This window comes from Clostridioides sp. LIBA-6622 (assembly GCF_056716095.1).
On the sequence record NZ_CP196998.1, the window covers coordinates 1,769,717 to 1,794,148 of the forward strand.

The following is a 24,432-nucleotide window of genomic DNA, read 5'->3' on the forward strand; positions in this document are numbered from 1 at the left end:
GAGCTAATTAATTCTATAAAACTATAAGTATCTTGGCTTAATATATAGATACATATATATAATCCTAAATGTAAAGAGTAGATTATATTATAGAAAATTATATTAGTGAAAATATGTTATATTCACTAAAATTATAAATAAGCTAAAAAGAGTATATTTTAAATCTATAGTTTTGAGATTAAAAATATACTCTTTTATTCATAGTAGTTATATAAATGAAACAGATTATATGGATAAATTTTACATGATTAAAATTTTTATTATAATTCTATACTAGGTTCTTCAACTAATTTTCCGCATACATATCTATGAATGATATTTCTATCATCACCAACATAGATAAATCTTTCAAGTCTTTCAAGTATAGAATAATTGGCATGATTCAAATCTGAATCATCAATAATTAATGCATCAAAATCATAATCTTCTTCAAAGCTACCAACTTTTCCAAAGAAACTCCCTCCACTTTTTGTTGCAATATAAAAAGCTTCAGATAAGGATAAGAAATTACACTTCTTGCCAGAATTTACCCAATATAATTTAGATAACTGTATTGCAGATACTATGGCTTTAAATATTGACAAAGTATGCCCACCACTTATATCTGAACCAAGAGCTAATTTAATATTATTATCAAGTAATTTTCTAATAGGCATAGCTCCACTACCAACATTAAAGTTAGAAGCTGGACAGTGAACTGCCATAACATTGTTTTCTCTCATTAAATCTATTTCTTCCTGAGAGCAATGAATACAGTGAGCCATTAGTGTAGGAGTCTGACCAAATAAATTATATCTATTATAGGCATCTCCATAAAATTTAGATTTAGGCTCTAAACTTTTAACCCATTCAATTTCATCATGATTTTCAGATAAGTGTGATTGCATAGGAATATTATATTTTAAACATAAATCACCGAGGCCTTTTAAAAGTTCACTTGTACAGCTTGGTATAAATCTAGGAGTTATGATTGGTTTTACAATAGAATCTGTATCATTGTATTTGTTTATAATTTCTTCTGTGTCAGAAATAGAATCATAGGTATTTTCTAATAAAGTGTCAGGACAATTCATATTCATATTTACTTTACCAACGTATGCTCCAAGTCCAACTTCTTTGAATATATCCATAAGTCTCATAGAAGCTTCCTTATGTACTGTAGCAAATACAGTTATTCTTGTAGTTCCAGATTTCCAAACTTCTTTCACAAATTTTCTATACATTTTTGTTGCATATTCTATATCTGCATAATTAGATTCTTCTGGAAATGTATAAGTTTCAAGCCATGGTAGAAGTTCTTTATCCATAGCCATTCCTAGATTTTTAAATTGAGATGCATGACAATGAAGGTCATTCATGCCAGGTATTATAAGTTTATCAGTGTAATCTATTATTTCTATATTTTTATATTCTTTAGGTATTTCTTTAAAGATTCCTATTACTTTGCCTTTGTCCAGTATAATGTAATTATTTTCAAATACTGTGAAAGCATCTGAAGTTTTTGTGAAAATTATATTTCCTTTTATTGCCTTTAACATATAAGTCTCCTTAGTTTTAAATTTGTTAATTTTAATATATGTAGGTCATCTTTTAGTCTTATAAATTAAAATTTTACCATATGTATTATATCAAATTTGAGATATAAATTCTATTATATAATAGTAAATAGTGGTGAAATACAGTTGTTTGCTATCATATCCTAAGATACATGCTACTGACATTCAACTGACATTTAGCTAATATTTAAGAAAAATATGATGTTAACTGACATTTAACTGACATAAAACTGAACATTATTTAAAGAGAACATTGCTTATATTCTCAGATGCTTCTTTATCCATTTCATCTAAAATGTGAGAATATCTATTCATAGTTATTTTTATATCTGTATGTCCTAATCTTTCAGAAATTATTTTTATGTTGGTTCCAGCTAGAAGAAGTAAGCTTGCATTTGTATGTCTTAATTCATGTATCTTTATATCTCGAAGATTATTATTTTTTAATAGTCTTTTGAAAGGTATACAAAAATTTGGTTGAGTCCAAGGTTTGAATTTTGAGTTTAGACATATTAGGTCTAATTCATTTTTTAATATTCCTTGTAATTTTAATTTGTTTTGTTTTAGCTTTTCTTCTTTTAATAAACTTATTAATTCATCAGGTGCTGATAATGTTCTCTTTGATTTTAATGTTTTAGGCTCTTTAAAACTTATAACACTATCAACATACACTAGAATTTGATTTACATGTACAATTTTCTTATCAAGTTCTATATCAGACCATCTAAGAGCTATAGCTTCTCCAAAACGTAATCCAAGTGTTAACATGAGATAAATAGGAATACATAAGATGGTATTGTTAGATTTTTCTAATAAGGATTTAGCTTCTTCTTTAGTGTAAAAATTGTGTGTAGTAGTATCTCTTTTACTTGGTGTTATTATAAATTCACATATATTTTCTTGTATTTCTTTCAATCTATATGCTTCTTTTAATACAGCTTTTAAAAAACCTACTATGTTTTTTGCAGAGTTTAGCGCAGTTTTATTGTAGATAGTATTTATATAAGTCTGTAATATAGAAGGTGTAATATCGGTTAATTTCATTTCATCAAAAAATGGTTGAATTTGATTTTTTATTATATCTCTTCGGTTTTTTAATGTATTAGGAGAGAAATTTATTTTTTTATCTTCTAAATATTTGATGCACCTATCAACTACAGTGATATTGCTTGGAGCAACAAACTTATTATTGTTTATAGTCGATTTTATTTCAATTAAATGTTTTTCAGCCTCTTTTTTCTTTTCATAACTTCCATAACTTTTTTGTTTCTTTTTCCCAGTTTCTTCTTCCACATACTCCACATATACATGAAATTTCTCATTTCTTTTTCTTATGAAAGCTGACTTAATATCCATAAGAGCACCACCCTTTGAGTTAATTTGAATTAATTACTTAATTATATTTTATAACAAGTGAAAAAAATTTTCAGAGTTTATTAAAAAATATTTATTTTTATTAAATTATAAATTGTTACAAATATTCAAAAATAATCTATTTATGATATAATAAAAATATAGAAGTTTTGCAGTGTGCGATTTTTCTGTTTAAGTATGCTTTAACAGTTGAAATATAAGACATCGAGAAGGTTTGATAAGTGTTATCAATTGCACTACTAGTCGCTCACTGCAAATTTAAGAGAGTTGTATATGTGTAAGTATTGAAAATGCTAAGTTTATTTTGGGGTTTTATATTAACTATGTGGTATGTAAAGAATTAAAAAAAGCCTTGTCCAACTATTTTGAACAAAGGTTTTATATTAACTATGTGGTATGTAAAGCAAAGTTTAACTTTTGATTCTGCTCAACTTGATTCTGTTTTATATTAACTATGTGGTATGTAAAGAATGCTTTTTTGATATACTCATTTTCAAGCAAAGCGTTTTATATTAACTATGTGGTATGTAAAGGGAACATACGGAAGGTCATAAGTAACACCAGCAAGGTTTTATATTAACTATGTGGTATGTAAAGGAAGAATCAGCGTAAGGAATATAAACTCCAATATTAGTTTTATATTAACTATGTGGTATGTAAAGTAATTAATGGTGTTATAACTTCATTTTTTTAATTTTACGTTTTATATTAACTATGTGGTATGTAAAGTTTTTAGCATCTTTTATATCTTGCTCAAGTTGAGGTGTTTTATATTAACTATGTGGTATGTAAAGGGAAGTATTTTATTCTGTGTTACGAATGTTCCTCCAGTTTTATATTAACTATGTGGTATGTAAAGTTATTTCATTAGCCCACAAATTATTAAATGTTATTTCGTTTTATATTAACTATGTGGTATGTAAAGTGTTCTCCATGAACATCTCTAACTGACTTTTATTATGTTTTATATTAACTATGTGGTATGTAAAGAAGTTTAAAGTAAATGGATATGTAGTTGAATTTAATGTTTTATATTAACTATGTGGTATGTAAAGCTTTCGTTTGGGCTTCCATCTTCATTAGAATCCCCTGTTTTATATTAACTATGTGGTATGTAAAGAAAGAATTAACAATTATAGTAAGCAAAGGTTACCCTGGTTTTATATTAACTATGTGGTATGTAAAGTAGATATTCCTGAAGACATTTTTCGATTGAAGTAATGTTTTATATTAACTATGTGGTATGTAAAGTAGATTTTTATATTAATTTATTAAAATCTAATAATTGGTTTTATATTAACTATGTGGTATGTAAAGGCACTCATTCCTACGATTTACAAAACAAACAAATTAGTTTTATATTAACTATGTGGTATGTAAAGAAATCATTACTAAATATGAACTCTTTAAAATCAATTTGTTTTATATTAACTATGATATTAAGTCAGTATGTAGTTAAGTTTTATATTAACTATGTGGTATGTAAAGCAATATTGGCATACGATAAGTTCTTTCATATTCTAAGTTTTATATTAACTATGTGGTATGTAAAGAAATGTTTTAATAAATCACTTAGATAAAAAGATGCAGTTTTATATTAACTATATGGGCTTAAAATTAAAAATACTAAAAACACTTACTTAAATAGTAGGTGTTTTTTATTGAAAGGATGTGATTATAATGAAAAAAGTAATATATGGGAAAAATATGTAAATATATATGTTATAATATTTTTAGCAAGAAGATGTAATCTACAATTTATAGAGTGGAGTTCATACAAAAGATTATCCTCCCAACGTATAGAAGGGAGGTGAGTATGTATGGATAATTTTTTATTTAATGTGTTAGCTAGTGTAACAGCTAGTTACATAGTTTACTTGATTAGCAAGTTAATCAAAAAAGTAAAAAGCCACTCTACCGCAAAGAGTGACTTAAAGATTGATATAAATTTTAAATATCATCGTAAAAAATAACTTTCAGTTATAGAACTTCACTCTACCGCAAATAGATTGTAGTTCTTCTTGCTTTTATTATACCACAATAAAAAAATTTTAACATTAATTATTATAAACAATGATAATGAATCTAAATTAATGAATAAATCTAATTGTAAAAACTGCAAATAAGAAAGCACTTACTTAAATGGTAGGTGCTTTTGTTTTACCAAATTATGTTATAATATTGAGTGAGATGAGTAATTTGTGGGGGATTTTATTATGTCAGCGATAATAGTAGCAATAATATTAATGTTATTAGGAATAGTTATTTTTATAGGGTTTATGCCAGGAAGTTTAGTGCTTTTGGCATCATTAATAATTATTTATTTTGTTAGAAAAAAACAAAGAGCTATGTGTATTATATCTTATTTGTTTCTTATTTTTACAATATATTTATATGCAGCTTGGGATGATATAAGCCCATATACAGAAGAGAAGATGGCTATTAGAGAAGAGCAAAGAGTGAAAGAGGAAAAAGCTAAAGAAGAAGAATGGCAAAGAGCAAATAGAGAAGAGGATGAAAGAAGGAAAAAAGAAAAAGAAGAAAAATATGGTATAGAAATAAGTGAAGAATATTTGAAAGCCAAGTTAGAACCATTAATACCTCAAGAATATAAAGGTTCTCGTTATGAGTTAAAAGTCAGTGAAGGTAGAGGGAGGATGCTTGTTGATTTAAGTTTGCAAAACGAAAAATTTAAAGATTTAGGTGAGTGTAAAAAATTTATAAAAGAAATAGTTAATGAGGTGAAAAAATTTAAAATAGATACAGTCTATTTTGATTTTTATTCAAAAGATGATGGTGGTATATTGAATCATTTTAAGATTCAAGATTTTAGCAAAATTCGAAACAATGTAGATGAAGTTGAAAATATATATTTTCGAGAAGAAGAGGTTGAAACTAAAGAAGAAGAAAAGCTACGACAAGAAAAAAACAATGATAATAATTATATTCGAAATAGTGGAATTGACCCACTAGATAGAATAAAGAAACTAAAAGAGTTGTTAGACTCAGGTGCAATTACACAGGAAGAATATAATAAAAAGAAAAAGGTATTATTAGAATAGATAATATAGTAAGCACTTACAAATATGTAGGTGCTCTTAAATTGATAAATTATTCCATTTTAATTTTATAGTTTGAATTTTATGATATAATAAAAATATAGAAATTTTGCAGTGAGCGATATTTGTGATAAAGTAGGCTTTAACAGTTGCAATGTAAGGAATTGAGGAGATGTGATAAGCGTTATCAATTGCACTACTCATGGTTCACTGCAAATTTGAGAGAGTTGTATAGGTGTAAGTATTGGAAATACCCAATTTATTTTGGGGTTTTATATTAACTATGTGGTATGTAAAGATGTGTAGACTAATATCTTATTTGGAGGATATATATTGTTTTATATTAACTATGTGGTATGTAAAGATTTTAAATCAAGATAAGTTATACAATTTGTGGAATGGTTTTATATTAACTATGTGGTATGTAAAGCTAAATTTATTAGTATCATCTATAACTTCTTTTTCAGGTTTTATATTAACTATGTGGTATGTAAAGTAACTCTACAAAAACTTAAGATACTTTTTCAATCTAGTTTTATATTAACTATGTGGTATGTAAAGTACAACGAGTTAATACCAACTACCGACATAGTTAAGGTTTTATATTAACTATGTGGTATGTAAAGATTGGAGCAACTTCCGATAAAGTAGCAAGAGAATCGTTTTATATTAACTATGTGGTATGTAAAGTTTCTTATTGGGATAAGTTTAAAAAGAAAATAGAGTAGTTTTATATTAACTATGTGGTATGTAAAGCAAAATTTAACCTTTGATTCCGTTCAACTTGATTCTCGTTTTATATTAACTATGTGGTATGTAAAGCCTTATTTCTATCTTTAAATATATTATATCATTTGTGTTTTATATTAACTATGTGGTATGTAAAGCATCAATAAAAAAAATTCGTCTGCATGTAAAAATAGCGTTTTATATTAACTATGTGGTATGTAAAGCAAGATGGAAGGGTTTTAGAAAGTAACTTAGTCAAGTTTTATATTAACTATGTGGTATGTAAAGTATCGAAAGGAGTAGTAACTAATACAGAAGCAACAGGTTTTATATTAACTATGTGGTATGTAAAGACGACTATAGATAAATTAAACCTAGAGAAAAATCAAGTTTTATATTAACTAAGTGGTATGTAAAGTCAAAATCACCTCTTTTAACTTAATTCTTATATATGTGTTTTATATTAACTATGTGGTATGTAAAGTTACAATATTTATTTGTTTTTGGTATAGTGCTATTTAGTTTTATATTAACTATATGGTATGTAAAGAGCGATAATATTTTCTTTGATTTCACAATATCTCCCGTTTTATATTAACTATGTGGTATGTAAAGTAGTAATACGTACAAGTGTTCTATAAATACAGAATGTTTTATATTAACTAAGTGGTATAAGAATTATTGTTGTTTTTAAAAAATTTTAAATCAAAAGAAGAAAAAGACTATGATAAGTATAAATTTGATTTTAACTATCACAGTTTTTTATTGTTAATATAAGATATTTTTAAAATATATTATAAAAATAAGCTTTAATAAAAAAATATAATAAAAAACTCGATTAATAATACCTTTAATTGGAAAAAAATTCCAACTATCTACAAAATTCGATTTTTTTATTACAATTACGCTTTTTTTATTGCATTAGCAAATCAAAAGTATTATTATGTAAGTAAGATAATTATCTAAGACAATTCTGAATAATCTAAAAATATTTCTAGAAATGAAAGGGTATAATTACATAATTTTTATTAAAAATTGTTGGGAGTTTTTAACTAAAAATAAGAACATAAGTTCTTGTGATAGGGGGAGAGTATGTGGAGAAGTCAAAGTATAATGATATTTCAAGATTAAATTCAATTATGAAAGAATTAAAAGATTTGAATGAGAATAAAATCAATGAATATAAAGTGAAAGTGGAAGAAATGTACAAAAGTAATAAAAAAGAGGATTGAATCCTCTTTTTTATTTAGAAGTGTTACTTTCTTTTTCAAAAAAAGCAGTAGCTGTTTTCAAAAGTATTTCTTGTGAATCAAAACTTAATTTATTGAATAAAAGTATAATTTTTTCTAAGCTTTCTTGATTAACTTTGTTATAAAAAAAAGCTTGTTTTTCATTTTCTCTACATAGTAAGAAATCTAGAGATATATCAAAATAATCTGATATTGATATTAATATATCCTGACTAGGAAATCTTCTACCACTTTCCCAATTACTTATTGCCACTTTTGTTACATTTAGTATTTTACCAAGTTCTTCGCCAGTTAAATTTTTTTGAACTCTCATTTCTTTTAGCCGTTGACCGAAATTCATAATTAAACTTCACCTTCTAGAAATTAAAATAGATTATTTTTTATTTTTTTCATCTAATAAAAATAATTCTGCCACTTTTAAAGCTTTTTCTCTTGCGTCTGGACTTAGTTCACTGAATACATTAAAAACTTTTCTCATACTTTCATCAAGATTCATATTTTCAATAAGTTCTTTTTCTGTTTTAAAGTTTTCAGCATCGTAATCTCTGCCACTTTTATTTATAAATAAATTGTTTCTTACATTTGTTTTTCCTAATAAATAATCTATAGATACATCAAATAAATCCGATATTTTTAACAAAGTTTCTTGGTCAGCACTTCTTCGACCTTGTTCATACATGCCTACTGTGCTAGGCGATATATCTAACTTTTGAGCTAATTCAGACTGTTTTAATTTGGCATCTATTCTAAGTTCTTTTAATCTTTTTGCAAACATTTCGAAAACTCCTTTTTGATTTATAATAACACAAAAAGTGTAGAAAAAAATGATACTACACGAAAAGTATAAAAAAACATTGACAACACGAAATGTGTGGTGTATTATATAAATATAAACACACGAAACGTGTAAAACGAGAGGGTGATTAAATGTATAATAGTTTAGTAGATTTTAGAAATTCTAAAAGAATGACTCAAAAAGAAATGGCGAACATGTTAGGTCTGACACTAACCCTATATTCAAAAGTAGAGTTGGGAATTAGAAATCCAAGTTTTAACTTTCTTATGAAATTTAAAAAAGCTTTCAAAGAAGTAAATATAGATGAAATTTTTTTTGAAAACAAATCACACGAAAAGTGTATGAGAGGATGATAAGTATGAATAACTTACAAACAATCAAAGAACAAGAGTTACTAGGCAAAGAATTTAGGATTTATGGAACTTTAGAAAAACCTTTATTTTTAGCTAAGGATGTAGCTGAATGGATAGAACATAGCAATGTATCGATGATGTTATCTAATATCGAAACAGAAGAAAAAGAATTAATACAGATAGGCACTCTAAACAATGCTTATAGTGCTTGGTTTTTAACAGAAGATGGCTTGTATGAGGTTTTGATGCAAAGTAGAAAACAAATTGCTAAACAATTTAAAAAAGAAGTTAAAAAGATATTAAAAGAAATACGTAAAACTGGTGGATATATACATACAACAGAAAATATGTCAGATGATGAAATCATGGCAAGGGCATTACAAGTAGCTCAAAAAACAATAGAAAAGAAAAGTAAAGAAATAGAGGAAAAGGATAAGGTAATTCAATTACAACAACCAAAGGTATTATTTGCTGATTCGGTAGCATCTTCTGACAATTCAATCCTAGTTGGGGAATTAGCAAAATTGCTTAGACAGAATGGAATTGATACAGGACAAAATAGATTATTTGACTGGTTAAGAAATAATGGTTACTTAATAAAACGCAAAGGTGAGGATTACAATACACCAACTCAAAAAAGTGTAGATTTAGGAGTTATAGAAACAAAAGAAGGTACAAGAGTACATCCAGATGGTCATACAAGTATTACTAAAACACCTAAGATTACTGGTAAGGGACAAATATACTTTATTAATAAGTTTAAAAAGAACAATCAAATGTCAATGTTAGGTTAGAACTTTGAAAATTAAATACAGAATATTTTGAAAAGGAGTGATTAAATTGAATAAAGAAAAAATGGCTGAATTTTATTCTTCAAAATGGAGAATAAACATTCTTATAGACACACAAAAAGATTTAGCATATTCACTATCTGATGTAAAAGGTAATTATCCAGCTTATCTAAGAAAAGAATATGAAAACTTAGAAGAAGCATTTAATAAAGTAGTTGCTGGAGAAGGCAGACTTTTATCAGAATTATAAAAAAGTAGTTAGACATATAGCTAACTACTAAAATAAATTTACTTAATTAAAAATTGATTAACAAGAGTTTGACCTATAAATACTGCTAAGTCAGAATGTTTACTCAAAATATCACTAAATCTAGACAAAAAACCTTTTTTTAAAGGAATATCATTTTCAGATGTTGATTCAATTAAATCAACTATGTTTTGGGCTTCATATTTTTCTGCTTGAGTAAGGTTTTTATTAGTATCTATAAATTCTCTCAAATCAGAGAAATCAATACCATTATTTATAGTCACAGAGCCAGTATTACCAACAGCAGAGTTTTGCATATTCTGAATATTAAAAGTTTGATTTATATTTTGTGATTGATTTTTAGGTTCAAATTCTTCAAAATTAAGTCCTTTATTAGTTATATCTCTTATAACTGGATAATCTTCTCCTAGAATATTTATCGTATCTAAGTATCCATTTTCAGATAAATATTTTATTGATTTTCCGATTTCATTTAAAGATAAAGAGGGAATATTTTCGTGTATTTGTTCTGCATTAGAAGTAACACGACGCTTGTTGCTTGCATCAAGTCTTAAAAAAGATAGTATTTTCTTTGAATTACTGTCTAGCATGTGTGCACCACCTAACTATATATTTATAGGATTTATCCTACAAATATATTATATCAAAGGAGGAAATTAATGGCAATTAATGACAACATAAATAAAATTTTAAGAGATAGAAACATAAAAGCATGGAAATTAGCAAAAGAAATAGGAGTAGATTCAGGGAATTTATATTCAATTTTAAGAGGAGAAAATAAAAATCCAACTATAGATACTTTAATAAAAATAGCTAATTATTTAGATGTTACATTAGATGAATTAGTTAGAAGATAGGAGTGGTAAAAATAAAGAATAAAGAAAAAGCATTATTACTTAGAGCAGTTCTAATTTTAATTTTCTATTTTTTAGGAATTGAATTTAGCAAAGTTTTCTTTAAATAATAAGTCTACATATACAGAAAGGGTGAGATAAAAATGAGTACGGCATTACAATTTATAGATACAAAAGACTTGGTGCAGGAATTAATGAACAGAGATGATACAACGGACATCATTAAGATGTTTTTAGATAGAGAAGGAATTAAACAAATGAAGTTAGTTACATTAAAAGAGTTTAGAGAGTACTTAAAAGTATCAGATGCAACAGCAAGAAATATGGTAAAGGAAGCAGAAGCACAAAATCTATATACAGTTATCAAAATCGCAGGATGTTATAGAATAGATTTGATTTCTTTTGAAGAATATGTAATGAAAAACGTAATGAAGGATAAAGATGTAATGAAAAAGAGAAAGGGGGTGATTTAATTGACTCTAAGATGGTTTCTAAGATTCTGTAAAAAATATAAAAGAGTGCCTACACCAAAATTTTATATAGAGTGTATAAGTTACATGGAAGAATGTAAGCAAAGAGGACTTGAACTTTAAGGAGGATTGAAGATGGAAGTAACTAAAAGATTTTTAGAATATAAGATATAGGCTCTAAATGAGAGGATAGAATTTAAAAAGTCAATTGGATATAAGTGTAGAGCAGATGAAAAAGAATTAGAAGCATATGAGGATATTTTGCTCATGTTAAATTCAGAAATTGAATCAATAGGGGGAGTGGAAAATGAAAAGTAGACAAGAATTAATCAAAGATATAGAAAAATACAGAAAAGCACAATACTTAATATATTTAGATATAGTACAAAGAGCATGGGCAGATAGAAGTCTTACAACAGATGAACAAGACAGAATTAAGCATGAAGCATATGCAGAGTACAAGAGAATAGAAAAAGATACAGAAGAAGCGGAAGAACTACTAATGAGAGAAGAATTTGAAACAGATAGACCATTAAGTGTTCAAATGTAGAAAAGAGCCACTGCAATGGCTCAATTCAAAGGTAAATCAAAAAAAATATAGCTATATTATAGCACAAGGGGGAAGAAATGAAAACTAGAAATGAGATAATTAAAGATTTAGGAGATAGATTATTTTTTTCACAGTTTACTATAGTTGATGAAATTGATTTGGATGAAAGGTTTGGAGAAATATCAGCTTTAAAATCTTGTATAGAAAAACATGAAAAAGGTTGGACTTTAGAACAGTTTAAAGAGCATTTAAAAGATAATGAAAAGAAAAATGAATATGGAGATTATGTAAATGGCTTTATGTCAGTTTTAAGAAGAAATATAAAAGATATGGAGCATGGTGGAATTGGAAGTAAATAATATTTATATTAAATTAATGGATGTAAGAGTCAAGTTTAGTAAGTTAAATCTAAAGAAAAGTGGAGAGAATAAGTTCGCTAACTTTAAGTATTTTGAGTTGGCAGACTTTCTACCACAAGCAACTGGTCTACTTGAAGAAGCTAAATTATACCCTATAGTGACCTTTACAAATGACTGCGAAACACTAACACTAATTAATGGAGAAAACCCAACAGAACAGATTGTATTTACTTCTCCAATGAGAGATTTACAGTTGAAGGGTTCTAATGAGTTACAAGCATTAGGAGGTATAGAAACCTATCAAACTAGATATTTGTATATTCAGTTACTCAACATAACTGAGAATGATAGTTTTGACGCCATAAGCGGAAAAGAAGCAGCTAAAAATAATTCTAACAATAGAATTTTAACTGATAAGCAGATAAGTAGACTTTATGGTATAGCAGGTCGTGCAAATGTTGATAAAGAAAGTCTAAAAGAAAAAGTATTCAAGAGGTTTGGAAAAGAGATAAAAGACTTAACAAAGCAAGAGTATGACATAATTTGTAATGCTTATGAAAAGCAAAATCAAGAGTAGGTGATATATTGGATTTTAATAATGAAACATACTTTCATATAAATTTTGATGACCCTTTTACAAGAGTACCTAACACAATACTTGATAATAAAAATCTTTCTTATTCAGCTATAGGGGTAGTTACTCAGATGCTAAGATTTCAAAGGTCAGGTAGTCATAAAGTTTATGCAAAATCATTAATAAGTTATAGAAAAGATAGTAAGACAAAAGTAAGCAATGCTTTAAAGGAGCTTATGCAAGAAGGTTTTGTCATTAGGACACAAATAAGGGATAAAAAAGGTCAAATGAAAGGTTATAGATATGATATTTTTGATACACCTCAAAGTGTAAATTCTGAAAATGTTGAAAATACTGAATCCCAACCGTGTGCCGATTTCCCGACTCCGGTAAAACCGGAAGCTGGTAAAACCGAGGTCGGTGAAACCGGAAGTCGGCAAAACCGGGGTCGGGAAATCGGCAACATAAAAGAAAATAGTATTAAAAAGAAAATAGGTTTAAAAGAAAATGATATTACTACTATTGTTATTAATGAACAACCTCAACAAGATAAAACTGTCTACATAAAAAAATACTTTGAAAAATATATAGGTGTGATTACTCCAAACAACTTTTTAGAGTTACTAGGCTTTCTAGATGATGGAATGGAGGTTGATGTAATTATAAGGGCTATTGATGAAGCGATAGGGAGTGGAGTTAAGAACTATAGATATGTAAAGACAATCTTAAATAACTGGATAGAAGCAAATGTAAAAACTAGTTTAGAACTTACAGAGTATCAGAATGAATTTGAGAGGAAGAAAAAGAGTAGGCAGGAGAAGAAACAGTCTAGTAACAAGGTTGTTAATGCTCCTAGTAAAATTAAAAAAACTAATTTTCATAACTTTAATGAAACATTTAATCAATATACGAGTGACGAATTAGATGACATAATCAAGAAAAGTCAAAAGGCTAAGTTCAAATAAATTTAAATTAAACTTCTAGGAAGTAAATATCATACTATTGCTTCCTAGAAAGGGGGTACAAAATGAGTAAAATATATGCACAAAAAAATGGGTCGTTAAATGATACAGATAGATTAGAAATAGCAAGGTTACTTATAAAGGCAGGTTATACAGTAAGACTCGATAAAGAGAAGGAAAACAATAAGAGTATTAGTTGTGTAGAGTATTTTATAAAAAAGAAGAATAAGGAGTAAATAAGATGCTTGTAAGAATTGCAATCTTAATAAATTTAGTTGCTTTAGGAATAAATTTATTAACAGGAAATACGAATGGAATAATAGCAAATGGATTTTGTGCAGTAATAATATTGTTGCTAAATAACTTAGATTAACACTGGAGGTACTAGGGATGATAATAATTAGAAGTCAAGATAGATTAGATTTAATGAAAGTTAATAGAATTGAAGTGAATAGAGAGCAAGTATATGCAGTATTTGAAGGAGAATCGAATTTTAGAGAGATAGGAAAATATAAATCAGAAAGAAGAGCCATTGAGGTGTTAAACAGAATACAAGAGGCTATCATTGCAGGAACTAAGTTTGACATTATAAATAAAGATGGAGTTAAGTACTACAAAGAAAAAGTGTTTGAAATGCCAGCTGAATAAAAAGGGGGAAATGGAATATGGCTAAAGTTTGGATAGATGCAGGAGAGCTGTTAGATAAAACTATGGATTTAGAGGATATGCATGAGTTTAATTTAAGAGCAATAAGAACTAGAAATGAGAAAATAAAAAATGAGGAACTGGAAATAAATATCGCAAAGCGTGGTGGACCAGGAAAGCCTATAAAAGTTTTCAATATAAATACTGGAGAAGTCAAGATTCTTAAGAGTGCTAGAGAAGCAAGTAAGTATATAAAAGTTAGTTGCAGTCATGCTAGTTATTTAGCTAGAGAAAATAAATCAACTCCAAATGGTTGGAAAGCTGAATATATTCAAGGAGCGACAGATGGTATTAGCAAATGTAGAGCAGATAATTAAATTAGTAGAAAAGATAATAAATAAGAAAAAGTGTTCAATTAATAAAGCTATTGATATAGCTATAAAAATACTTAGTAAGTATGAATATGAAGGGATGTTAGAAAAATGAATATCAGCGTCGAAGAAGGTTTAAACTTATTTTTTTAAACAATATTTGAATGGAATGACTTGCCAAATTGTGATACAACATATGAGAATTGGCTGCATAGGGAAGTAGAAAGATATTTATAAAAATAAAGTCAAGGTAAGTTTGTGAATGAAACTAGAATGTTATAAACTTACTTTGACTTATAAAGAGGTGATTGTATGATACATGAATTGCAGATAGCTTCTAGTACTTTTAAAGATGTAATTAAGAATAAAAAACAAATTGAAGTGGAGTATACAGCAGATTTTAGAGCAGGAGATACAGTGATATTACAGTCGTTTAAAGATAAAAAATTTACAGGAATTGAAATAAACAAAGAGATTGAGTATTTTGTTAAGCTTGGGAATGGTTATGTTGAATTAGGAATAAAATAAAAATTTAAGGAGAAGTAATGAAAGTTTTTCTTGTAATAGATGGAGAGCCAGTTGGCAAAGAGAGACCAAGATTTAATTCGGTTACTAAAAGAACTCATACTCCGCAGAAAACTAAAGATTATGAGAATCTTATAAAGTGGCTATATCAATCTAAAGTTAAGTATCATTTTACAGGTTATATAAAAATGACTTTAAGATGCTATTATTCTATAGCTAAAAGTAACGGTAAAAAGGTTAAAGAGCAGAAAAGAAATAATGTGTTAAGACCCAGCAAGAAACCCGATATTGACAATGTTGTTAAGATTGTTGCTGATGCACTTAATGAGATAGCTTATAAGGACGATACACAGATAGTTGAGGTTGTAGCTAGTAAATATTATAGTGATAGACCAAGGGTCGAAGTTGTACTGGAGGATATTATATGAAAAGAGTCTAAATAAAAGTCACAATAAAATTATTAATATACTCTATAAAAAACGATACCAATAAAATTAAACAAATCCATATAAAGATATGCTTTTTGAATGGATATGTCTTATTGAGTTTTTGTGCAGCAGATGCCAGTAAAAAATAAATACAAAGTCTTATTAAGAAAACTATTAAATCTCCCATAAAATCCTCCTAAGGTTAGATGATATAAGGTTAGGATACTATGAGATATTAATAATAACAATAGATTTTGCAGAACTGTAAATAAATTGAAATGAATTATTCAAAAGAGAAAAGGAGCGATAGACTATGAATGAAAATATAAATAAAGAAATAACAGTACTTGGAACTTTAGAAGTTGAGGGAATGAAGTTTCATGATATTGAGGGTGGGTTTGGAAAAGGCAAGAAAGCAATGCTAGTAAAGGATATAGCTGAGATACATAATAGAGAATTATTCAAAGTTAATGAGTTAATTAACAATAACATAAAAAGATTTAAAACAAATGTAGATATTATAGATTTAAAAGTGAGTCATTCTGAACGACTAGGTGATTTAAAGGCTAATCCTTCAAAAGGATTAGGTTATGAAGATGTTGGATATAGTAAACAATCTTTTAATCAATCAAGAAATATTTACTTGTTATCTGAGAGAGGTTATTCAAAACTACTTAAAATACTGGAAGACGACAAGGCTTGGGAACAATATGAGAAAATAGTTGATGGATATTTCTCTATGAGAAAAGAATTAAATAATCCTCTTTTAAGTGCATCAAAGGAGTTACAAGCTATATTTATGCTAGATAAGAAACAAGAAGTCTTAGAGACTAAAATAGAGAGTGTTAATGAGAAATTAGAGAATTTTATGGATGATGCTCCATTATTTAATATTGAGTGTGAGAGTATTGTTAAGGAAGTTAAGAGAGTAGCAACAAAATCACTTGGAGGACATGGTAGTAGGGCTTATAAAAATAAGTCTCTAAGAGGTAAAGTTTATAGTGATATATATCATCAAATTAAACGAGAATTTGGAGTAGAAAGTTATAAGGCTATAAAGCGTTGTCAGTTAGATAAGGTACTGGAAATAGTAGATAAATATAAGTTACCTACAGTTCTTGAAGAAGAAATAAGATTATTAAACAGTCAATTATCAATAGTAAGTTAAAGCAGGAGTAGACTTTTCCTCTTTAAAGGAGAAACCTTCAAATAGTTAATTAAAAAGAGAAAAGGAGTGCTTTCACACTCCACTTGTCAAAAATATAAAACTTTTATATACAAGATTATTATAACATAAATAATTGATAGGAGTGTGGAAGTATGAATAAAAAGACACTATTCCAAGAGATTGAGGGAAGATTATATAACTATAAAAAATTAGAGAGTCAAATAAGAATAAAAGATATATATATTAAAAAGTTAGAAAATGAGTTTTGTGGATGTAAGGCTCAAAGTTATGAAGAAAAAACTGGAGAAACTTATAATATAAGTTCAAGTGTGGAAAATGAAGTTATTAAAAGAGAAGAGGATTTAAATAGATTAAAAGAAGATAAGAAAACACTAGAGATTGAAAAAGAAACTATAGAATGTGCATTAACAAGTCTAAATAGCTTTGAAACAGAGTTCTTCAATGAAATGTACATGAACAATGAAAAAATAAATATGGATTATATGTCTAATGCTATGCACATAGATAGAAGCCATTGTTTTAGAATAAGAAAAAGGATAGTCTGCAAGATTATGGATATGTTATATCCAAAGATAAAGGAGTTTGAATTGCCCATTTTTTCATGGAAAGCTTAAAAATGAGACTATTGTGAGACTATTGTGAGACTTTTTATTGGCAAAAACGTGAGATAATAATATTGTGGAAATAAAGATTTCCCTCTCAAAACTAAATTGGCTAGGGTTAAGGGATTGCCCTAGTCACTATGAACAGACTAGGCATGGCGTGAGGACGCCGTTAGTTCAATTCTAACTATGTTCAAAATCTATTGATACACTTTAAGTATTTGAATTGAGATTAAAATCTCATACAATTTTATCTTAATTCAGAGGTCTAAAAATCGGGTGGGGCTTGGTAACCTCACTCACCATGTGAATACTGGTGTTTAATCTAGGTTCGATTCCTAGAACTTGCTCCCTTAAATAATATATACTCCCAACTCAAAAGACTAAGTTACCCCCACTTAGTCTTTTTTTATTTTAAATAAGGAATCATATTAATTTCTAGGTATGTTTTATATATTATGATAATATGGAATAAAAAGAGGATAGGGGGAAGGCATATTGTTAAGAGACACTAGTAATAAATTAAATGAATTAATTAAAGGGGAAAGATATTATAATGGACATAACAGATGTATTGAACTTGATATTGCATTTCAGAGATTTTATGATATTTATTATAATTTTACAAGTGCTAACTATTATCTCGAAAAATCTAAAGATATACATATAAATATTGATGAATGGATAACTAATGAAGAGGATATTTTGAGAATATTTTTAAGGGGAGAATATGCTAAAACAAGTCTTTTACTTTACAATTCAGTGCAAGATTATGTTGCGCAAATAATTGCTGCTGCATTTAATTTATATAAAGAGGATATCTCAAATAAATATAAATTTAGAAAGCAGTGTGAAGACATAAGCTATTATAAAGTAGTAAAAAGAATAGAAAAAATGAAGAGTGAGTATTATGACTTAGAAAAATATAATGAGATACTTGAGATAATAAAAGACTATCATTATAATGAACAAATAAAAGAAATAAGAAGAGTAGTTAATAATTTCAAACATAATTATAACATAAGATGGTCAGGAATGAATAAATATGAAAGATTCATTAATGATATTCCATATAAAATAGCTCCAGAGTATAAAAATATAAATGCTATTATATGTTTATGTTCAGAATCAATTCCAATTATCAAGGATTATGTAGAAGATGTTTATAATTATATAGCTGATAAATTTGGTTTACTAAGAATATATTAGAAAAGAATGAATATATTTTGTAGTTGTCGAACGATTGTTGAAGGATATTGACCTTTGAAGTTGAATTTTATACTTTGGAGGGGATAGAATGATAGGAAATAAAGAAAAAGATTTTGAAAAAGTAAAAATACATATGGGATATTGTATATTCATTTTGGTATTATTGGTAATAGTTTTGTTTACAATGATAGGTCATGATAATAAAGAATTAGCTTCCCAAATAGCATTTGGAGCAACTTTATCAGGAATAATATTATCAATTCTAGCGATTATACTAACTTTAATAGGAGAGACTAAATCAGATAATACTAAAGATAATCTTTTAAATATATCTAAAAATTTAGAAAATATAGTTGTAGATGTACAGGATGTTATAAAAAAATTTGAAGAAGTAAAAGAAAGTAATAAAAAATTTGTAGAAGCAGCTGAGAAGCACAAAAACTTTTTCAATAGTAATTTTAATAACGATAGTGTAAAAGAAGATAAAAAGGATATGAAGAGTTTAGGATGTTATTTAGATGTTTACAAACGTTTTGAACAAAAATTACCCAATAATTTTGACATGTTTATATTGATATTTTACTATTCTCAGATACTATGTCATCAAAAAGGTATAATTAGTAAATCCCTTGAAAAAGGGTTTGATTTATTAGAAGAATTTGAATGTAATATAGGTACACCACAATTTACTGTTGTTTATGGTTCTTATGCTGTTTTTAAACCAATAATTGAAAGTGGGGAAAATAAACTTAATGACTATATCATTAAGAAAATTTTAGAAAAATATCCAGAAGCAAAGAAAGTTGTAGACAGTAATATATAAAGTTAACTCAAGAACTCCAAAAGAGTTCTTTTTTATTTCCAAAACAAACAAAAATGAGGTGGTGATATGGCTAAATATGAATACTGGATAACAGAAGAAGGATTAATTAAGATTGAAGGATGGGCAAGAGATGGGCTTACAGATGAACAAATAGCACTCAATATTGGAATAAATGTCAAAACACTATATGACTGGAAAAAGAAGTATAGTAATATTTGTAATGCCTTAAAAAAGGGAAAAAAAATAATTGACAGGCAGGTTGAAAATGCTTTGTTAAAAAGAGCGTTAGGTTATGAATATGATGAAATAACATATGAAGAAGGTCAAGAAACTAAAAGAGTGACTAAACATGTGGTACCAGATACAACAGCACAGATATTCTGGTTGAAAAATAGAAAACCAGCTGAATGGAGGGATAAGAGAGATATTGAACATAGTGGCAATCTAGGCAATATTACAATAAAGGTAGGTGATGAAGAATATGGAGATTAACTTAGAGATTAGTCCTGACATATTCAATCCAATCTATTTAAAACATCAACTTAATAATAACAATAGGTATCAGATTTACTTTGGTGGTTCATCCTCAGGTAAATCTTTTTCTTTAGCTCAAAGAACAGTATTAGATGTATTTAAGGGAAACAGGAATTATTTAATCGTTAGAAATGTTCAAAGTACTTTGAAAAGGTCTTGTTTAAATGAGATAACAAAAGCTATCAGTAATTTTAAGTTAAATGAATATTTTCAAGTAAATAAAACAGATATGATAATAACCTGTAAGTTAAACAATAAGCAAATATTATTTTGTGGTTTAGATGATGTTGAGAAAGTAAAATCAATAACCCCAATAGATGGTGTAATAACTGATATATGGGTAGAAGAAGCAACAGAGACAGATTATAAAGCAGTCAAACAGCTTGATAAGAGACTTAGAGGTAAATCCAAAGTGGTAAAGAGGCTAACACTAAGCTTCAATCCAATACTTAAAGACCATTGGTTATACACAGAGTATTTTGACATATGGGAAGATGATAAACAGTATGTAGAAAAAGATAATGTAAGTATTCTAAAAACTACATATAAAGATAATAAATTCTTAGCAGAAGATGATATAAAAGCTTTAGAAAATGAAAGCGATAAATATTACTATGAAGTCTATACTCTTGGAAATTGGGGTGTACTTGGTGCTGTAATATTTAAGAATTGGAGAGTTGAAGATTTTTCAGATATTGAAAGTACATTTGATAATTTTAGACATGGAATTGACTGGGGATTTGCAGACGACCCATTTGCATATGTAAAATCACACTACGATAGGATGAGAAGAAAGTTATATATATATGATGAAATAGAAGCGGTTGGATTATTAAATAGAGAAGCTGCACCTTTAGTTAGTAAAAAAGCAAATAGAGACTTAGTTATTTGTGATAATGCAAGTCCAAAAGATGTAGCTGAATTTAATGATTTAAGAGTCAATGCAGTTTCAGCAAGAAAAGGAGCTGGTTCTATTGAGTATGGTATCAAGTTTTTACAAGGACTTGAAATTATAATACATCCAAGATGTCAAAATTTTAAAAATGAAATAAATAAGTATAAATATAAAGAGGATAAGAATGGAAATATCTTACCTATTGCAGTAGACAAAGATAACCATTTAATAGATGCACTAAGATATAGCTTAGAAAATGACATGGAGTATGGAGGAATAAGCTTCTTGAAGTAAGGAGGTGTTAAATATTTATATAAGTGAAACGGATTTAATAAAAGCTCAACTAAACAAAGAGAGTACTTTTAATCTTATTAATGTTATAGAGCATTATATTTTAAAACATAGACCAGAGAAGTACCAAGAAGGAGAAGAATACTATTATGGTAATGCTGATATAAAAAATAAAAGAAGATATTATATTTTAGATGGTGCTAAGGTTGTAGATTTTACTAAGGCTAATAATAAAGCAGTTAATAACTATCATAAGTTATTAGTTGACCAGAAAGTGGGCTATAGTGTCGGAAATCCAATAGTCTTTAATGCAGATGATGACAATTTCACTAAGCTTTTAAATGACCTGTTAGGGGAAGAATTTGATGATACAATAACAGAACTCTATCTCAATGCTAGTAACAAAGGTATTGAATGGCTACATCCATATATTGACAGAAAAGGTGAGTTTAAATATGTAATAATACCTTCTGAGGAAGCTATCCCTGTGTGGGACAACAAAAGACAAAAGGAATTAGTTGCATTTATTAGATTCTACTACATTGAAGATATAGATGGTAACAAGATAAAAAGAGTTGAATATTATACAGAAAATGATGTAACTTACTTTATTGAAAGAGGGAATAGCTTTGTTCAAGAGCTATTATATAATGAGTATGGAACATTAACAGATGTAAAAGAAGGACATTTCAAAGTAAATAATAAAGAGCAAGGATGGGGTAAAGTTCCATTTATACCATTTAAAAATAATGAGAAAAGCGTATCTGATTTAACTTTTTACAAGTCTTTAATTGATATATATGATAATAATATTTCTACTCTTGCGGATAACCTAGATGAAGTACAAGAAGCGATATACATACTAAAAGAGTATGGGGGTACTGATTTAGTAGAATTTGCAAATAATGTAAGATATTATAAAGCCATTAAAGTAGGAGCTAATGGTGGAGTTGATAAGTTAGAGATAAATATACCAGTTGAGGCTAAGAAGGAGCTTCTCGATAGATTAGAAAAGAATATAATTAACTTTGGTCAAGGCGTTAATCCCGAAAGCCAAAATACAGGTGATAAATCGGGTGTAGCACTTAAATTTTTATATTCACTACTGGACCTTAAATGTTCTAAAACTGAAAAGAAGTTTAAAAAAGCAATTAGAGAGCTTCTATGGTTTGTATGTGAGTATTTAAAGATAAGTAGCAGTAAGAGCTATGATTATAAGTCAGTTCAAATAACATTTAATCATTCTATGATAATAAATGAGTCTGAAAAAATAGATATGGCTTCTAAATCAATTGGAATTATATCAGATGAAACTATTGTTAGTAATCATCCTTGGGTTGAAGATGTTAATGACGAACTTGAAAGACTTAAAAAACAGGAAGAAACCCAAAAAGAATATGATGATTTAATTCCTACTAATAATCAAGAGGGTGTTATAGATGAAACATAAAGATTATTGGAGGAAAAGATTTGAACAATTAGAAGAAACTCAAAACAATAAAAGTGTAAAATATTATCTTGAATTGGAAAAGCAATACAAATTAGCTATGAATAGTATAGAAAAAGATATATTATCATGGTATAACAGATTTGCTGAAAATGAAGGAATATCTTTATTAGAAGCTAAGAAACTGTTAAATACAAGAGAACTAGAAGAGTTTAAATGGAGTGCAGAAGAATATATTAAGTATGGTAAAGAAAATGCTATAAATCAAAAGTGGATGAAAGAGTTAGAGAATGCTAGTGCAAGGGTTCATATAACGAGGCTTGAAGCTTTAAAGTTACAAATACAACAACAAGTAGAAGTGCTTTATGGAAATGAACTTGATAGCATTGATAGGTTAATGAGAGATATTTATACAAGTGGATATTATCACACAGTTTTTAATATTCAACAAGGTATTGGTGTTGGTTGGAGCTTAATGAGTCTTGATACTAACAGAATAAATAAAGTAATATCTAAGCCATGGACGAGTGATGGGTTGAATTTCTCAGAAAGAATTTGGGGTAAACATAGACCTGCTTTAGTAAATGAACTACACACTAAATTAACTCAATCGATTATTAGAGGTGAAAATCCAAAGAAGCTAGTAAATGACTTCGCTAAGAGATTTAATGTATCTAAATCTCAAGCTAAGAATTTAATAATGACTGAATCAGCTTTCTTTGCATCAGCTTCTAGGAAAGATTGTTTTAATGATTTAGATGTAGAGAAATATGAGATAGTTGCCACATTAGATTTAAAAACATCAAATATTTGTAGAGAACTAGATGGTAAAGTATTTGATATGAAAGATTATAAAGTTGGAATAATAGCTCCACCGTTTCATTGTCATTGTAGGACTACAACATCTCCTTGGTTCGAGGATGAAGAAGGTTATAGAGCAGCAAGAGATGAAAATGGTAAAACTTATTATGTACCATCTAGTATGAAATATAATGAGTGGTATAAGAAACATATTGAGGATAGACTTGGAAAAGAAAAAGCTGATACTCTTAGAAAAATGCAACTAAATGAGAGTAAAGATAGAAAACAATTTAAGGAATATAAAAAAGTATTAGGAAATGAAATACCTTCTAAATTTGATGAATATCAACATATGAAGTATAATGATACTATAAGGTATGAAGAAGTTAAAAAGCTTTATAAAGATGTAAATTGGCAAGTTAAAAATCAGAGGAATTTAACTAGTGTAAGTGTTCATTCAGTGCCATTTGAATCAAAACCAAATAGTGTATTTGATAATTACAAAGATGGTAAATTAATTCAAAGAAGATACTATGGTAATACAGGAAAACCTAGATTAGATTTAGATTTAACTGACCATAGAAACCCAAAGCAACACAAAATTGTACCTCATAAACATGATTGGTTAGCTGATGAAAATAACCATGATAGGGTAAAAAGAGAGAAGGATATGGAGCTTACAAAGGCACATAAAATAGCTAACAAAGATATTTTGAAAGGAGAATAA

33 protein-coding genes and 2 CRISPR repeat arrays are annotated in these 24,432 nt (G+C 27.6%); of the genes, 27 read left to right on the forward strand and 6 right to left on the reverse strand.

The genetic code is table 11. The features are described from left to right. Positions 1–260: 260 nt before the first annotated feature. Together ACTG47_RS08400 and ACTG47_RS08405 are read right to left on the reverse strand one after the other, a co-directional pair. A complete protein-coding gene (locus tag ACTG47_RS08400; protein ID WP_479926806.1) occupies positions 261–1,538 on the reverse strand; it encodes an amidohydrolase family protein in 1,278 nt (425 codons plus the stop codon). A gap of 255 nt (positions 1,539–1,793) precedes the next feature. Further along, positions 1,794–2,912 carry a site-specific integrase gene (locus tag ACTG47_RS08405; RefSeq protein WP_479926807.1) on the reverse strand — a complete coding sequence of 373 codons (1,119 nt, stop codon included), beginning with the start codon at positions 2,910–2,912 and terminating at the stop codon, positions 1,794–1,796. Between the two features lie 327 nt (positions 2,913–3,239). Next, positions 3,240–4,313: a CRISPR direct-repeat array (repeat unit 29 nt; unit sequence GTTTTATATTAACTATGTGGTATGTAAAG). A gap of 437 nt (positions 4,314–4,750) precedes the next feature. Here ACTG47_RS08405 and ACTG47_RS08410 point away from each other — a divergent pair. The 3 genes from ACTG47_RS08410 (at position 4,751) to ACTG47_RS08420 (ending at position 7,950) form a co-directional block, all read left to right on the forward strand. Then, positions 4,751–4,903, forward strand: coding sequence for a type I toxin-antitoxin system toxin (locus ACTG47_RS08410; RefSeq protein WP_004454589.1), 153 nt, complete (start codon positions 4,751–4,753; stop codon positions 4,901–4,903). 243 nt (positions 4,904–5,146) lie between these two features. Next, a complete protein-coding gene (locus ACTG47_RS08415) occupies positions 5,147–5,992 on the forward strand; it encodes an SHOCT domain-containing protein (RefSeq protein WP_479926808.1) in 846 nt (281 codons plus the stop codon). A gap of 266 nt (positions 5,993–6,258) precedes the next feature. Further along, a CRISPR array of direct repeats spans positions 6,259–7,397; the repeat unit is 29 nt; unit sequence GTTTTATATTAACTATGTGGTATGTAAAG. Positions 7,398–7,812: 415 nt separating this feature from the next. Next, on the forward strand, positions 7,813–7,950 hold the full coding sequence (locus ACTG47_RS08420) for a hypothetical protein (RefSeq protein ID WP_176699547.1): 138 nt from the start codon (positions 7,813–7,815) through the stop codon (positions 7,948–7,950). Positions 7,951–7,960: 10 nt separating this feature from the next. Here the strand turns inward: ACTG47_RS08420 and ACTG47_RS08425 are convergent, their stop codons facing one another. Further along, positions 7,961–8,308, reverse strand: coding sequence for a helix-turn-helix domain-containing protein (locus tag ACTG47_RS08425; protein ID WP_479926809.1), 348 nt, complete (start codon positions 8,306–8,308; stop codon positions 7,961–7,963). 33 nt (positions 8,309–8,341) lie between these two features. Further along, the gene (locus ACTG47_RS08430; protein ID WP_407815290.1) at positions 8,342–8,743 is read right to left on the reverse strand and encodes a helix-turn-helix domain-containing protein; all 402 of its coding nucleotides are present in this window, start codon (positions 8,741–8,743) and stop codon (positions 8,342–8,344) included. Positions 8,744–8,895: 152 nt separating this feature from the next. On the opposite strand from ACTG47_RS08430, the gene ACTG47_RS08435 reads away from it, so the two are divergent. Genes ACTG47_RS08435 through ACTG47_RS08445 form a run of 3 tightly spaced genes read left to right on the forward strand, consistent with a single transcriptional unit; the run spans position 8,896 to position 10,158 of the window. Then, complete coding sequence (locus ACTG47_RS08435; RefSeq protein ID WP_407815291.1) at positions 8,896–9,117, forward strand: helix-turn-helix transcriptional regulator; 222 nt, start codon at positions 8,896–8,898, stop codon at positions 9,115–9,117. A gap of 5 nt (positions 9,118–9,122) precedes the next feature. Next, on the forward strand, positions 9,123–9,911 hold the full coding sequence (locus tag ACTG47_RS08440; RefSeq protein WP_479926810.1) for a phage antirepressor KilAC domain-containing protein: 789 nt from the start codon (positions 9,123–9,125) through the stop codon (positions 9,909–9,911). Between the two features lie 46 nt (positions 9,912–9,957). Then, positions 9,958–10,158, forward strand: a complete 201-nt coding sequence (locus ACTG47_RS08445) for a hypothetical protein (RefSeq protein WP_479926811.1) — start codon at positions 9,958–9,960, stop codon at positions 10,156–10,158. A gap of 38 nt (positions 10,159–10,196) precedes the next feature. On the opposite strand, the gene ACTG47_RS08450 is transcribed toward ACTG47_RS08445, so the two are convergent. Next, complete coding sequence (locus tag ACTG47_RS08450) at positions 10,197–10,766, reverse strand: hypothetical protein (protein WP_479926812.1); 570 nt, start codon at positions 10,764–10,766, stop codon at positions 10,197–10,199. A 69-nt stretch (positions 10,767–10,835) separates the two neighbouring features. On the opposite strand from ACTG47_RS08450, the gene ACTG47_RS08455 reads away from it, so the two are divergent. From ACTG47_RS08455 to ACTG47_RS08515, 13 genes are all read left to right on the forward strand, one after another. After that, positions 10,836–11,033: a helix-turn-helix domain-containing protein gene (locus ACTG47_RS08455; RefSeq protein ID WP_479926813.1), complete on the forward strand. Its 198-nt coding sequence runs from the start codon at positions 10,836–10,838 to the stop codon at positions 11,031–11,033. A 140-nt stretch (positions 11,034–11,173) separates the two neighbouring features. Continuing rightward, on the forward strand, positions 11,174–11,503 hold the full coding sequence (locus tag ACTG47_RS08460) for a DeoR family transcriptional regulator (protein ID WP_479926814.1): 330 nt from the start codon (positions 11,174–11,176) through the stop codon (positions 11,501–11,503). A gap of 304 nt (positions 11,504–11,807) precedes the next feature. Next, a complete protein-coding gene (locus ACTG47_RS08465; RefSeq protein WP_479926815.1) occupies positions 11,808–12,050 on the forward strand; it encodes a hypothetical protein in 243 nt (80 codons plus the stop codon). 77 nt (positions 12,051–12,127) lie between these two features. Then, positions 12,128–12,409 (forward strand): hypothetical protein, encoded by a 282-nt coding sequence (locus ACTG47_RS08470; RefSeq protein ID WP_479926816.1) that lies wholly within the window; start codon positions 12,128–12,130, stop codon positions 12,407–12,409. A 16-nt stretch (positions 12,410–12,425) separates the two neighbouring features. After that, on the forward strand, positions 12,426–12,986 hold the full coding sequence (locus ACTG47_RS08475; RefSeq protein WP_479926817.1) for an ERF family protein: 561 nt from the start codon (positions 12,426–12,428) through the stop codon (positions 12,984–12,986). An 8-nt stretch (positions 12,987–12,994) separates the two neighbouring features. After that, entirely contained in the window at positions 12,995–13,948 is a 954-nt protein-coding gene (locus tag ACTG47_RS08480) for a DnaD domain-containing protein (RefSeq protein WP_479926818.1), read from the forward strand. Between the two features lie 62 nt (positions 13,949–14,010). Beyond that, positions 14,011–14,181 (forward strand): resolvase, encoded by a 171-nt coding sequence (locus ACTG47_RS08485; RefSeq protein WP_479926819.1) that lies wholly within the window; start codon positions 14,011–14,013, stop codon positions 14,179–14,181. A 5-nt stretch (positions 14,182–14,186) separates the two neighbouring features. Then, positions 14,187–14,318, forward strand: coding sequence for a hypothetical protein (locus tag ACTG47_RS08490; protein WP_255625637.1), 132 nt, complete (start codon positions 14,187–14,189; stop codon positions 14,316–14,318). A gap of 17 nt (positions 14,319–14,335) precedes the next feature. Further along, a complete protein-coding gene (locus tag ACTG47_RS08495; protein WP_479926820.1) occupies positions 14,336–14,593 on the forward strand; it encodes a hypothetical protein in 258 nt (85 codons plus the stop codon). A gap of 17 nt (positions 14,594–14,610) precedes the next feature. After that, positions 14,611–14,967: an NUMOD1 domain-containing DNA-binding protein gene (locus ACTG47_RS08500; protein WP_479926821.1), complete on the forward strand. Its 357-nt coding sequence runs from the start codon at positions 14,611–14,613 to the stop codon at positions 14,965–14,967. Further along, entirely contained in the window at positions 14,936–15,076 is a 141-nt protein-coding gene (locus ACTG47_RS08505; RefSeq protein ID WP_479926822.1) for a hypothetical protein, read from the forward strand. The genes ACTG47_RS08500 and ACTG47_RS08505 overlap by 32 nt, the downstream gene beginning before the upstream one ends. 197 nt (positions 15,077–15,273) lie before the next feature. Then, complete coding sequence (locus ACTG47_RS08510) at positions 15,274–15,489, forward strand: DUF3850 domain-containing protein (RefSeq protein WP_479926823.1); 216 nt, start codon at positions 15,274–15,276, stop codon at positions 15,487–15,489. 17 nt (positions 15,490–15,506) lie between these two features. After that, positions 15,507–15,914 (forward strand): RusA family crossover junction endodeoxyribonuclease, encoded by a 408-nt coding sequence (locus ACTG47_RS08515; RefSeq protein ID WP_479926824.1) that lies wholly within the window; start codon positions 15,507–15,509, stop codon positions 15,912–15,914. 7 nt (positions 15,915–15,921) lie between these two features. Here ACTG47_RS08515 and ACTG47_RS08520 read toward each other — a convergent pair whose 3' ends face one another. Then, positions 15,922–16,101, reverse strand: coding sequence for a hypothetical protein (locus ACTG47_RS08520; RefSeq protein ID WP_479926825.1), 180 nt, complete (start codon positions 16,099–16,101; stop codon positions 15,922–15,924). Positions 16,102–16,227: 126 nt separating this feature from the next. Between ACTG47_RS08520 and ACTG47_RS08525 the strand changes: the two genes are divergently transcribed. The 8 genes from ACTG47_RS08525 (at position 16,228) to ACTG47_RS08560 (ending at position 24,432) form a co-directional block, all read left to right on the forward strand. Beyond that, the gene (locus tag ACTG47_RS08525; RefSeq protein WP_479926826.1) at positions 16,228–17,082 is read left to right on the forward strand and encodes an ORF6C domain-containing protein; all 855 of its coding nucleotides are present in this window, start codon (positions 16,228–16,230) and stop codon (positions 17,080–17,082) included. Between the two features lie 152 nt (positions 17,083–17,234). After that, positions 17,235–17,717, forward strand: coding sequence for a hypothetical protein (locus ACTG47_RS08530; protein ID WP_479926827.1), 483 nt, complete (start codon positions 17,235–17,237; stop codon positions 17,715–17,717). Between the two features lie 486 nt (positions 17,718–18,203). Beyond that, positions 18,204–18,914, forward strand: coding sequence for a hypothetical protein (locus tag ACTG47_RS08535; RefSeq protein WP_479926828.1), 711 nt, complete (start codon positions 18,204–18,206; stop codon positions 18,912–18,914). Between the two features lie 88 nt (positions 18,915–19,002). Beyond that, positions 19,003–19,737, forward strand: coding sequence for a hypothetical protein (locus tag ACTG47_RS08540; protein ID WP_054272957.1), 735 nt, complete (start codon positions 19,003–19,005; stop codon positions 19,735–19,737). A gap of 66 nt (positions 19,738–19,803) precedes the next feature. Beyond that, a complete protein-coding gene (locus ACTG47_RS08545) occupies positions 19,804–20,229 on the forward strand; it encodes a helix-turn-helix domain-containing protein (RefSeq protein ID WP_479926829.1) in 426 nt (141 codons plus the stop codon). After that, on the forward strand, positions 20,219–21,460 hold the full coding sequence (locus ACTG47_RS08550) for a PBSX family phage terminase large subunit (protein ID WP_479926830.1): 1,242 nt from the start codon (positions 20,219–20,221) through the stop codon (positions 21,458–21,460). Before ACTG47_RS08545 ends, ACTG47_RS08550 begins: the two co-directional genes overlap by 11 nt. 4 nt (positions 21,461–21,464) lie before the next feature. Continuing rightward, on the forward strand, positions 21,465–22,907 hold the full coding sequence (locus ACTG47_RS08555; protein ID WP_479926831.1) for a phage portal protein: 1,443 nt from the start codon (positions 21,465–21,467) through the stop codon (positions 22,905–22,907). Beyond that, entirely contained in the window at positions 22,897–24,432 is a 1,536-nt protein-coding gene (locus ACTG47_RS08560) for a minor capsid protein (protein ID WP_479926832.1), read from the forward strand. The genes ACTG47_RS08555 and ACTG47_RS08560 overlap by 11 nt, the downstream gene beginning before the upstream one ends.